This window comes from Streptomyces sp. NRRL S-1022, assembly GCF_000720135.1.
Classification (GTDB): Bacteria; Actinomycetota; Actinomycetes; order Streptomycetales; family Streptomycetaceae; genus Streptomyces.
Window position 1 is genome coordinate 50,253 of record NZ_JOIU01000015.1, and the last position, 11,749, is coordinate 62,001.

The following is an 11,749-nucleotide window of genomic DNA, read 5'->3' on the forward strand; positions in this document are numbered from 1 at the left end:
GACTCGGTGCGGCTGGGTTAACTCACGGTGGGGGTTCGGGCTGTTGTTTAACTCGCGAGTAACTATCGAGCAGGGATCAGGTTAAGGGTCGACCGGCCGCTGCGTAAGGGGCTTCGGCCTGTCACTTTCCCCTCAGCATGACGCCGGGCACGCGCGGAGGCCCGCCGCGCTTTCGCACGACGGGCCCCCACATGCCCGGTTTGCGGGCGTGACCGGTTGTTACCTCCGGTTACTTCTTGCCCTTGCCCGACCCCGCGCTGTCATCGCTGGACAGGACCGCGATGAAGGCCTCCTGCGGAACCTCCACGGAACCCACCATCTTCATCCGCTTCTTGCCTTCCTTCTGCTTCTCCAGCAGCTTCCGCTTACGCGAGATGTCACCGCCGTAGCACTTGGCGAGAACGTCCTTGCGGATGGCACGGATGGTCTCGCGGGCGATCACCCGCGAGCCGATGGCGGCCTGCACCGGCACCTCGAAGGCCTGCCGCGGGATCAGTTCCTTGAGCTTGGCGACGAGCCGCACACCGTACGCGTACGCCTGGTCCTTGTGGGTGATCGCCGAGAACGCGTCCACCTTGTCGCCGTGCAGCAGGATGTCGACCTTGACCAGGGAGCTGGTCTGCTCGCCGGTGGGCTCGTAGTCCAGCGAGGCGTAACCGCGGGTCTTGGACTTCAGCTGGTCGAAGAAGTCGAACACGATCTCCGCGAGCGGCAGCGTGTAGCGGATCTCGACCCGGTCCTCCGACAGGTAGTCCATACCGAGGAGGGTGCCGCGCCGGGTCTGGCACAGCTCCATGATCGAGCCGATGAACTCGGTCGGCGCGAGGATGGTGGCCCGCACGACCGGCTCGTACACCTCGTCGATCTTGCCCTCGGGGAACTCGCTCGGGTTGGTGACGGTGTGCTCGCTGCCGTCCTCCATCATCACCCGGTAGACCACGTTCGGCGCGGTGGCGATCAGGTCGAGGCCGAACTCGCGCTCCAGCCGCTCGCGGATCACGTCCAGGTGCAGCAGACCGAGGAAGCCGACGCGGAAACCGAAGCCGAGAGCGGCGGAGGTCTCCGGCTCGTAGACCAGCGCGGCATCATTGAGCTGCAGCTTGTCCAGGGCCTCGCGCAGCTCCGGGTAGTCCGAGCCGTCCAGCGGGTACAGGCCCGAGAAGACCATCGGCTTCGGGTCCTTGTAACCGCCGAGCGCCTCGGTCGCGCCCTTGGCCTGGCTGGTGACGGTGTCACCGACCTTGGACTGCCGGACGTCCTTCACACCGGTGATGAGGTATCCCACCTCACCCACGCCGAGGCCGTCCGCCGGCAGCATCTCGGGCGAGCTGACGCCGATCTCCAGCAGCTCGTGGGTGGCGCCGGTCGACATCATCCTGATGCGCTCGCGCTTGTTGAGCTGGCCGTCGATGACACGGACGTACGTCACGACACCGCGGTACGAGTCGTACACCGAGTCGAAGATCATCGCGCGGGCGGGTGCGTCGGCGACCCCGACCGGTGCCGGGATCTCCTTGACGACCTTGTTCAGCAGCGCGTCCACGCCCAGACCGGTCTTCGCGGAGACCTTGAGCACGTCCTCCGGGTCGCAGCCGACCAGGTTCGCCAGCTCTTCGGCGAACTTCTCCGGCTGCGCGGCCGGCAGGTCGATCTTGTTCAGCACCGGGATGATCGTGAGGTCGTTCTCCATCGCCAGGTACAGGTTGGCGAGGGTCTGCGCCTCGATGCCCTGAGCGGCGTCGACGAGGAGGACGGTCCCCTCGCAGGCGGCGAGCGACCGCGAGACCTCGTAGGTGAAGTCGACGTGCCCCGGGGTGTCGATCATGTTGAGGATGTGGGTCGTGCCCTGGTCGGGGCCCTCGGTCGGGGCCCAGGGCAGCCGCACCGCCTGGGACTTGATCGTGATGCCGCGCTCGCGCTCGATGTCCATCCGGTCGAGGTACTGAGCACGCATCTGCCGCTGCTCGACCACACCGGTCAGCTGGAGCATCCGGTCGGCGAGCGTGGACTTGCCGTGGTCGATGTGCGCGATGATGCAGAAATTGCGGATCAGAGCCGGGGCGGTACGGCTCGGCTCGGGCACATGGTTAGGGGTCGCGGGCACGCAGGGTCCTGTCTCTTGAGGCGCCTTATGCCTCGGGTCGGATCGTTACGTAGTCTCCATGGTCCCACGGGCAGGGACCCGGGACCGTTTTGGGCCGTCCGGAGGGCCACTGGTACTGTAGATGGCTGTGCCTCATGCCCTCTCAGCACGAGGCGCGACAGAAAATTTTGGATCACCGGTACGGGACCCGAGCGGCCCCGCACCTGAACCTGAAAAGGCTCCTTCGTGGCGAACATCAAGTCCCAGATCAAGCGGATCAAGACCAACGAGAAGGCTCGGCTGCGCAACAAGGCCGTCAAGTCCTCCCTGAAGACCGCGGTCCGCAAGGCCCGTGAGGCCGCTGCCGCGGGTGACGTCGAGAAGGCCACCGAGCTGCAGCGCGCTGCCGCGCGTGCGCTCGACAAGGCCGTCTCGAAGGGCGTCATCCACAAGAACCAGGCCGCCAACAAGAAGTCGGCGCTCTCTTCCAAGGTCGCGTCCCTCAAGGGCTGAACCTCTCTGATCTGACCGCCGGAAGGACCCAGAGCGGGCCCTCTCTCATCCGCTCCCGTCCGGCACCACGAGCCTGTTCGCGGCCTGCGTTCGCCACGCGGGAACGGGCTCACCAGCTTGGTCCCGAGGCCCCGGTGCCCTCCCTTCCCCAGGGTGTGCGCCGGGGCCTTCGGCATGCCCGGCCCGGCTCCTCCACGCGGGAGTGGGGCATGTGGGGTAGGTGTTGGGCACGGGTGGGTGTCGGGCGCGCGCGTGGGTGTCGGGCGCGAGCGGGCGCGAGGCATGGGGAGGTGCCGGGTGTCAGGCGCGCGCGTGGGTGTCACGCGCGCGTGGGTGTCGGGCGCGCGTGGGTGTCGGGCGCGAGCGGGCGCGAGGCATGGGGAGGTGCCGGGTGTCGGGCGCGCGCGTGGGTGTCAGGCGCGAGCGGGTGTCGGGCGCGAGCGGGCGCGAGGCATGGGGAGGCGTCGGGTGTCGGGCGCGCGCGTGGGTGTCAGGCACGCGTGGGTGTCGGGCGCGCGTGGGTGTCGGGCGCGAGCGGGCGCGAGGCATGGGGAGGTGTCGGGTGTCGGGCGCGCGCGTGGGTGTCACGCGCGTGCGGGTGTCCGGCCAGGGCGATCGCCATCTTCTGGCCGTCGCGCTGCGCACGGCGGCCCTGCGCCTCTCTCTCCTCGCCGGCGACCCCGCGGCGACCGGGTCAGCCCCGCCCTCTGGAGCGCGCGGCCCGCGCGATCGTCACGACCGCCTTCTCCAGGGCGTACTCCGGGTCGTCCCCGCCCCCCTTCACTCCGGCGTCGGCCTCGGCCACGGCCCTGAGCGCCACCGAGACCCCGTCCGGCGTCCATCCCCGCATCTGCTGCCGCACCCGGTCGATCTTCCACGGCGGCATGCCCAGCTCGCGTGCCAGATCGGCCGGCCGGCCGCCCCGGGCCGAGGACAGCTTCCCGATCGCCCGCACGCCCTGCGCCAGCGCGCTGGTGATCATCACCGGCGCCACGCCCGTCGCCAGCGACCATCTGAGCGCCTCCAGCGCCTCCGCCGTGCGGCCCTCCACGGCCCGGTCGGCGACCGTGAAGCTGGAGGCCTCGGCCCGGCCGGTGTAGTACCGCCCGACGACCGCCTCGTCGATCGTCCCCTCCACGTCGGCGACGAGCTGCGAGACCGCCGAGGCCAGCTCCCGCAGATCGCTGCCGATGGCGTCGCACAGCGTCTGGCACGCCTCGGGTGTGGCGGACCGCCCGAGGGAGCGGAACTCCCCCCGTACGAAGGCCAGCCGGTCCGCCGGCTTGGTCATCTTCGGGCAGGCCACCTCCCGCGCCCTCGCCTTGCGCGCGGCGTCCAGCAGCCCCTTGCCCTTGGCGCCGCCCGCGTGCAGCAGCACGAGCGTGATCTCCTCGGCGGGCGAACCGAGGTACGCCTTCACGTCCTTGACCGTGTCGGCGGACAGGTCCTGCGCATTGCGTACGACCACGACCTTGCGCTCCGCGAAGAGCGACGGGCTGGTCAGCTCGGCGAGGGTGCCGGGCTGCAGCTGGTCCGGGGTCAGGTCGCGTACGTCCGTGTCGGCGTCGGCGGCCTTGGCGGCGGCCACCACCTCCTGCACGGCACGGTCGAGCAGGAGGTCCTCCTGGCCCACGGCGAGCGTCACCGGGGCGAGAGGGTCGTCATTCGCAGTCTTCCTGGCCATCGCTTACAGCATCCCACGCGGCACTGACATCGATGCGGTCCCGGCACCCTGACCGGCCCCGGAGCGACCCCCGAGTCAGTGTCGGGGGCACCTGTTCTCGGGGGGTGAGGGCACAGATCGGGGCGCGCGGGCCGGGGCAAGCGTGGGCAGGGACGCGTGGGCCGGGGCTCGGTAGTGCGGGCCAAGACTCCGAAGCGCGGGCCAAGGCTCCGAAACGCGGGCCGGCGCCGGAGCGGTCACGCGCTCGGCGTCACGGCTCCTCGCGCCAGCCGTCCCACTCCCCCGCGAACGCGTCCAGCTCGGCGGGGTCCAGCCGCTCGCCCTCGTCCCGCAGGACCACGAGCCACTGGGCGTCCTCCGCGTCGTCCTCGCCGGCCAGGGCGTCCCGGACGAGCCGGGGCTCCTCGTCGGTCCCGAACCGCTCCCCGAGCGCCTCGGCCACCTCCTCGGCGGCATCGCGGTCGGGCAGCACCAGCACATGTCTCACATCACTCACGGGGCCATTCTCCGGCACCGGCAACACCGCGAAGGGGCAGGTCAGCCATGACGGGGCGCGCTCAGGTCAGTCTTGCGGGCAGGAGCCACCCGGTGCCGGGCCCGATCGTGCGGGCCACGCTGTCGTTCAGTCAGGGTTGCGCACGGTCGGCACGCGGCTCAGCTCGATCCCGAACAGGTCCCGGTACGCGGTCAGCACCTCCTCGTCCGTCTCCAGCTCGCGCGACTCCTGGGCGCCGTCCACGACGGTCGTCTTCAGCTTGCGCCCGCTGAGGGTGACCCTCCCTCCGTCCTCGGTGAGCCGCGAGCAGACCAGGGACCGGGTGAAGTGCGACGTCGGAGAGGTGCTGTGCCACCAGGCGCCGGCCGCGAAGTCCCCGAGCGCCCGGGGGCGGGTCTCCAGCCGGTACTGCGGCCTGCCGTCCCACAGGACGTCCAGATCCCCGCTGCGCACCCCGGCTGCGTCCGGCCCGGCCTCCACCACCTGGAACCTGCCGCCCGGGTCGTCCTGCTCCCCGCGTTCCGCACAGTCCAGCGGGTAGTGGCTGTGCGCCCCGAACCCGACGTCGGCGAGCCAGGTGTCCGCCTCCATCGTCCGCACCCGCAGCGCGAGATGGTCGTAGGGGATCCCCAGCCGTCCTTCGTCGGCGTACACGCGTCCCGCGAGCAGCTCCACCTGGTAACCGAGGGCGGCGAGCAACGTCCCGAACGCTCCGTTCAGTTCGTAACAGAAGCCGCCCCGCCGGGCCCCGGTCACCTTGTCCAGCAACCGCTGCTCCTCCAGCGTGATCTCCTCTCCGAGGTGGACCGACAGGTTCTCGAAGGGGATGGTTCGCAGATGGCTCAGGTGCAGGGCGCGCAGCGCGTCACTGGTGGGCCGCTGCGGGCGCTCGCTCCCGAGCCGGTGGAGGTAGGCATCGATCTGTGCTGACGTCATGGGCCCAGTCTGAGCCAGTCCCGTCCCCTCACTCGCTGATCTCCTCTCCCTCTAGTCCTCCCTCGTCACCCGTATCCGCCCCTCGGCCCCTCCGGTCCCGGTGACCGCGAGGGCGCCGTCGCGGTCGGTGCTCAGGACGGTCGCGCCGCCGGCCCGCAGCGCGGCCATGGTCGCCGGTGCCGGGTGGCCGTAGGGGTTGCCGGCGCCTGCGGAGACGAGCGCCACCCGCGGCGCCGCGAGGTGTATCAGTTCAGGGTCCTGATAGGCCGACCCGTGATGGGCCACCTTCAGGACGTCCACTGCGGCCAGATCGGGCGCCGCCGGGGACCGCAACAGCGCCTGTTGCGCCGGGGGTTCGAGGTCTCCGAGCAGCAGCAGCCGCAGCCCGCCGGTGCGCACGAGCAGCGCGATGCTGGCGTCGTTCGGCCCTTCCGGCTCGTACAGGGCACCCGGCCGGCCCGGCGGCACCGTCGCCCCGGAGGGCAGCCGTGTGCTCCGCGGCGGGACGCTCGTCGGCTGAGTGCTCGACGGCTGAGTGCTCGGCGGCTGGGCGCCCTGTGGCTGGGTGTCCTGTGGCTGGGTGTCCTGTGGCTGGGTGCTCTGCGCTGGGGGCCACAGGACGCGCCAGGTGAGCGGTCCCGCGCGCCGCTCCTCGCCCGCGGCGGCCGTCGTGACCGGGATGTGCCGTGCAGCCGCCTCCCTGCGGACGAACTCCGCCTGCTCCGCCGGTTCCGCGAGCCCCGTCGTCTCGATCTCGGCCACCGAGCGGCCCCGCAGGACTCCGGGCAGGCCCGCCACATGGTCGGCGTGGAAGTGGGTGAGGACGAGAAGGGGGACGCGGGTGATGCCCAGCCGGCGCAGACACTGGTCGACCAGTGCCGGATCGGGTCCGGCGTCCACGACCACCCCGGCGCCCTCGCCCGCCGCCAGCACGGTCGCGTCACCCTGCCCGACGTCGCACATCGCGAACCGCCAGCCCGGTGGCGGCCAGCCCGTGATCACCCGGGTCAGCGGCGCCGGCCGCGTCACCAGCAGCACGATCAGCACGCCGAGCAGCGCGCACCACGCCGGGTGCCGCAGCAGTCTCCGGCCGACCAGGACGACGGCCACGGTCACCGCCGCGAGCGCCAGCGCCCCCGCCCAGCTGCCCGGCCAGTCCACTCCCGCGCCGGGCAGCGCCGCCCCGGCCCGGGCGACTCCGGCGATCCACCCGGCCGGCCAACTCGCGCACCAAGCCAGCAGCTTGGCCACCGGCATCGCCACCGGCGCCGTCGCGAGCGCCACGAACCCCAGCACCGTCGCCGGAGCCACCGCCACCTCGGCCAGCAGGTTGCACGGCACCGCCACCAGGCTCACCCGGGCCGACAGCACCGCCACGACCGGCGCGCACACCGCCTGCGCCGCGGCCGCCGCCGCCAGTGCCTCGGCGAGCCGTGCGGGCACCCGGCGCCGCCGCAACGCCTCGCTCCAGCCCGGCGCGATCACCAGCAGCGCACCGGTGGCCAGCACGGACAACAGGAAGCCGTAACTGCGGGCCAGCCACGGGTCGTACAGCACCAGGAGCAGGACTGCCGTGGCCAGTGCCGGGATCAGGGATCTCCGGCGCCCGGTGGCCAGGGCGAGCAGCGCCACCGCGCCGCAGACGGCGGCCCGCAGCACGCTGGGGTCGGGCCTGCAGACGACCACGAAGCTCAGCGTCAGCGCTCCCGCGAGCAGCGCCGTCGCCCGCAGGGAGAGGCCCAGGCGCGGGGCCAGGCCGCGGCGCTCGACCCGCTGGGCCAGGCCGGGCGGCCCGATGAGCAGCGCGAGCAGAACGGTGAGGTTGCTGCCGGAGACGGCGAGTGTGTGCGCCAGGTCCGTCTCCTCGAAGGCGTGGTCCAGCTCGGGCGTGATCCGCGAGGTGTCCCCGACGACCAGCCCGGGAAGCAGCGCCCGCGCGTCTCCCGGCAGGTCTTCGGTCGCTTCCCGCAGGCCCGCTCTCAGCCGCCCCGCCAGCCGTTGCGGGCCGCTCGGTCCTGCCACGATCCGTGGCTCGGGCCGGCCGCGCACCCGCAGCACGGCCGCGGTCCGGTCGCCGCCCGTCAGCGCAGGCGCCAGCCGGCCGGCCACCCTCAGCCGGGTGGACGGCAGCAGCCCGAGCCAGGCGGCCCGCCCCCCGGCCGGCGGGCCGGGTCCGGCGGTGACCGGCGGAGTTGCGGACGTCCCGCTCCCCGTCCGCGCGTCTTCCGGCGCCGGGACGTCCGGGTCGACGATCAGCAGCACGGGTGTCCGGGTCCGCACCCGCCTTCCGTCGGCCTCCTCCACACTCCGCACTTCGGCGCGCGCCAGCACGGCCACGGGCGCCGCGTGATCGCCTCGCACGTGGGGCCTGCTCAGCCAGGGATCACCGCTCACCTCGGCCTCGACGGTCACGGTCGCGAACCGCCGGGCCAGCTCGGGCACCGGCCCGCGCCGCACGTCGGCCCCGTGCAGCCCGGCGGAGGCGGCTGCGGCGGCGACGCAGAGCAGCACCGCGGCGACGGCCGGCCGCGCCCAGCGGAACCGTCCGCGCGCCCACCAGGCCCGCTCCGCCATTGCCCCTCGCCCCGCCCGTCGAACGATCACCATCGTTCCGGCCGGCGCGGTCCGCCCATCGCCGACCGCACCTCGGCGGGAGGTCTCCGATCCGGGTTCCGCCCGTCCCAGCCGCCCGGGCTGCACCCCCTGCCCGTCCCGTCCCGGCCGCCGCACCGACAGCAGCAGGACTCCGAGGACCAGGCAGACGGCGGCGGTCGCGGTCGTCCAGGCCGCGGGTGTGTCCAGCGTCAGGGCCGCCGTGGTCCAGGCCGCGAGCGCGGGTGGCACCAGGCGCAGGTCCAGGGGACCGTCCCGGCCGGTGTGCGCGGGTCCGCCCTGGTCGGATCCGGAGCGCGGGTCCGCCTGGTCGGATCCGGAGCGCGGGTCCGCCTGGCCGAATGCGCGGCTCACGGCCGTACCAGCTCGCGCAGATCGGTGAACCGGCGGTCGCCGATGCCGTTCACCTCGCGCAGTTCGTCCACCGAGCGGAAACCACCGTGCTGGGTGCGGTAGTCGATGATGTGCCGGGCGAGGACCGGGCCCACTCCGGGCAGGGTGTCGAGCTGTTCCACGGTGGCCGTGCTGAGGGACACCAGCGCCGTCGGGCCGGTGCCGGTGGTTCCGGAGAGCGGTTTGGCGGCCGTGCCGGGCGGAGCGGAGGTGCCGGCGGGGGTGCCGACGACGACCTGTTCGCCGTCGACCAGGAAGCGGGCCCGGTTGAGCCCTTCCGTGCTCGCGCCCGGCCGGACCCCGCCGGCCGCCCGCAGCGCGTCGGCCACCCGGGCACCGGCCGGCAGCCGCCGGATCCCCGGTTCGCGGACCTTGCCGCTGACGTCCACGACGATCTCCGCGCCCGGTGTCGCCGGTGTGCTCACCGGCGCTCCGGGCGTCGCCCGCTCGCCCTTCCCGGCGAACGGCGCCTGCGTGCGGACCACCTGAGGGGCGCTCACCGATTGGGGCCGGCCGGACCAGAAGTGCTGCACGGCGAAGACGGCGGCGGCCACGAGGACCACGGCGAGCGCCACGACTCCGCGCCGCTCCACTCCGTACCGCGCCTGCAGCCACACCGGCATCCGCTCGCGCAACGCCAGCCCGGCCCGCTCCCGCCAGCCCGGCCCCGCAGACGCCCCGGGCACCGGCTCCGGCACCGGCTCCGGCTCCGGGTCCGGGTCCGGGTCCGATCGCGACACCCGCGCCGCACCTGCCGGTTCCAGCTCCGGAATGCTGCCCGGCCCCGGCCGACTCGCGGTCGCTGTCCCACTCGGGGTCGCGCCCGGCCGCACCGTGGCCTCCGTCCTCCCCGTGGCCAGGCCCGGTGCCTGACCCGTCACCGTTGCCGTCGGTGCACTTGCCGGCCTCCCCGGGTCCGGCGGTGCGTTCCCCGACTCGCGCCACTGCACGGCTTGTTCGCCGAAGAGGAGTTCCGCGCGGCGGCGCAGTTCCTCGGCCGGTGCGGGCGGGCGGTCGCGGGCGCGGCGAGAGGGGACGGCGTTGCGGCGGTGGCGGAGGCGGCCGTCGGAGGCGGCGCCACGGCCGGGGCCGCTGGTCGGAGTTGCCCTGCGGGAGCGAGATCGAAGTGCCATGCGACGAGGATGGAGCTTTTCGCCGCACCGCGATGATCTTGGTGGATTTCCGTGGACGACCGCCCGGCTGTGGAAAACTCCACCACCCGGACGAGTGAAACCGGTCGGCCTCCTGAGCCAAGTGGCGCGGCCGCCCTGGGGGTTACCGGTGTCAGCGAGGTGAGACGACCGCGCCCAGCAGCCCGGGCCCGGTGTGTGCCCCGATGACCGCTCCGACCTCGCTGACATGCAGGTCGGCCAGGCCCCGGACGCGTACCCGCAGCCGGTCGGCGAGGGCGCTGGCGCGGTCGGGAGCGGCGAGGTGGTGGACGGCGATGTCCACTTCGGCGCTGCTCGCCCGCTCGGCGGCCAGTTCCTCCAGGCGCGCGATCGCCTTGGATGCCGTACGGACCTTTTCGAGCAGCTCGATCCGGCCGCCCTCCAGCTGGAGCAGCGGCTTGACGGCGAGCGCGGAACCCAGCAGCGCCTGCGCGGCGCCGATGCGGCCCCCGCGGCGCAGATAGTCGAGGGTGTCGACGTAGAAGTAGGCGGACGTGCCCGCCGCCCGTTTCTCGGCGGCCGTGACGGCCTCGTCCATCGTGCCGCCCGCCTCCGCGGTCTCGGCCGCTGCGAGTGCGCAGAAGCCGAGCGCCATCGCGACCATCCCGGTGTCCACGACCCGTACGGGCACCGGTGCCTCGCGCGCCGCGAGGACCGCGGCGTCGTAGGTGCCGGACAGCTCGGCGGACAGGTGCAGGGAGACGATGCCGCTCGCGCCGGACTCGGCGACCCTGCGGTAGGTCTCGGCGAACACCTGCGGGCTGGGGCGGGAGGTGGTCACGGAGCGCCGCTTCTGCAGCGCCTGGGCCAGCGAGCGGGTGGAGATCTCGGTGCCCTCTTCCAGGGCTTGATCACCGAGGACCACGGTCAGCGGGACGGCGGTGATGCCATGGCGTTCCATCGTCCGGGGCGGCAGGTAGGCCGTTGAATCGGTGACGATCGCGACATGGCGGGACATGAGCTGGAGGTTACCTGGCGTAGTGCACGCGTGGCAGCCCGGCCCCTGCGCTCTCGCGGAACGGCCCGGTCATGTGGTGCTCTCTGGGCGGGGCTTCTTCTGCCACGGGGCCGTGGGGCGCCAGGACGGCGGAGCGATCGCGTCGGGAGCGGACTGCGCGGCGCGGGACCCGGACGCGGGCCGGGTCTGCCCGGTGGCCGGGTGGTCGGCCGGGGCGGGAGCGTCGGGCCACTGCGGGGGCGCCTGGCCGGGCTCGGTCCGCGTCCAGTGGCGCAGGGCGCCCGCCTCGATGTCGATCTGGGCGCTGAGGGTGCCCAGATCGTCGTCGGCGAAGCGGCGGGCCCGGTCGTGGACGGCCCAGCGCAGGGAGTCCGCGGACGATGTGATCCGCTCGGTGCGGGTGCGCAGTTCGGGCAGGCGTTCGGCGAGTGTGGCCCGGTCCGGCTCGGACTCCAGGCGCTTGAGGTCGGCGTCCAGCTCGTGTCCGTGCGCGCTCAGCCGCTCGAAGAGGCCGAGGGACTCCTTCAGCGACTCGTCCTCGGCCGCGCCCGCGTGCAGCGCGTCCTGCGTGGCACGCATGGAGGTGCGCAGGGCGAGCCGGAGCTGGGCGATCTCGCCGGCGGGCCCGATCTGGGCGAAGGACTTGGCGCGCAGGGTGTGGTCCTCGACCGTGCGGCGGGCCTGCGCGATGGTCCGGTCCACGCCACGCTTGGCGGCGCCGACGGCCTTGACCGTGGCGTACGCGCCGAGGCCCACGAAGAGCAGGAAGAGCAGGGCGAACACGGCCAACACTACGTCCATGACGCTCCTCCTCCGGCTGGTGCGGCACGAGCCGCTGTGCTCTCCACGGTAAACGCTGCGGGCAGGCCCGGAGTTCCGGAAGAACCCCGAACCTGCCCGT

The 11,749-nt window shown here is 73.1% G+C and carries 9 protein-coding genes; 1 reads left to right on the plus strand and 8 read right to left on the minus strand.

Annotation, left to right across the window (positions count from 1 at the left end; all coding sequences use genetic code 11):
* Window positions 1-229: 229 nt before the first annotated feature.
* Window positions 230-2,104: a translation elongation factor 4 gene (gene lepA / locus IG05_RS0121785; RefSeq protein ID WP_030344993.1), complete on the minus strand. Its 1,875-nt coding sequence runs from the start codon at window positions 2,102-2,104 to the stop codon at window positions 230-232.
* 225 nt (window positions 2,105-2,329) lie between these two features.
* On the opposite strand from lepA, the gene rpsT reads away from it, so the two are divergent.
* Window positions 2,330-2,596, plus strand: a complete 267-nt coding sequence (gene rpsT / locus IG05_RS0121790) for a 30S ribosomal protein S20 (protein ID WP_030344995.1) — start codon at window positions 2,330-2,332, stop codon at window positions 2,594-2,596.
* Between the two features lie 694 nt (window positions 2,597-3,290).
* Here rpsT and holA read toward each other — a convergent pair.
* The 7 genes from holA to IG05_RS0121825 all read right to left on the minus strand — a co-directional run bounded on the left by holA (window position 3,291) and on the right by IG05_RS0121825 (window position 11,649).
* Window positions 3,291-4,280, minus strand: a complete 990-nt coding sequence (holA, locus tag IG05_RS0121795) for a DNA polymerase III subunit delta (protein WP_030344997.1) — start codon at window positions 4,278-4,280, stop codon at window positions 3,291-3,293.
* Window positions 4,281-4,530: 250 nt separating this feature from the next.
* Window positions 4,531-4,776, minus strand: coding sequence for a hypothetical protein (locus IG05_RS0121800; protein ID WP_030344999.1), 246 nt, complete (start codon window positions 4,774-4,776; stop codon window positions 4,531-4,533).
* A gap of 126 nt (window positions 4,777-4,902) precedes the next feature.
* Window positions 4,903-5,712 carry an arylamine N-acetyltransferase family protein gene (locus IG05_RS0121805; RefSeq protein WP_030345000.1) on the minus strand — a complete coding sequence of 270 codons (810 nt, stop codon included), beginning with the start codon at window positions 5,710-5,712 and terminating at the stop codon, window positions 4,903-4,905.
* 51 nt (window positions 5,713-5,763) lie between these two features.
* A complete protein-coding gene (locus IG05_RS0121810; protein ID WP_030345003.1) occupies window positions 5,764-8,286 on the minus strand; it encodes a ComEC/Rec2 family competence protein in 2,523 nt (840 codons plus the stop codon).
* Between the two features lie 389 nt (window positions 8,287-8,675).
* Complete coding sequence (locus tag IG05_RS42455; protein ID WP_420707613.1) at window positions 8,676-9,458, minus strand: helix-hairpin-helix domain-containing protein; 783 nt, start codon at window positions 9,456-9,458, stop codon at window positions 8,676-8,678.
* A gap of 544 nt (window positions 9,459-10,002) precedes the next feature.
* Window positions 10,003-10,848: a DegV family protein gene (locus tag IG05_RS0121820; RefSeq protein WP_030345006.1), complete on the minus strand. Its 846-nt coding sequence runs from the start codon at window positions 10,846-10,848 to the stop codon at window positions 10,003-10,005.
* A gap of 69 nt (window positions 10,849-10,917) precedes the next feature.
* The gene (locus tag IG05_RS0121825; protein WP_030345008.1) at window positions 10,918-11,649 is read right to left on the minus strand and encodes a hypothetical protein; all 732 of its coding nucleotides are present in this window, start codon (window positions 11,647-11,649) and stop codon (window positions 10,918-10,920) included.
* Window positions 11,650-11,749: the final 100 nt, after the last annotated feature.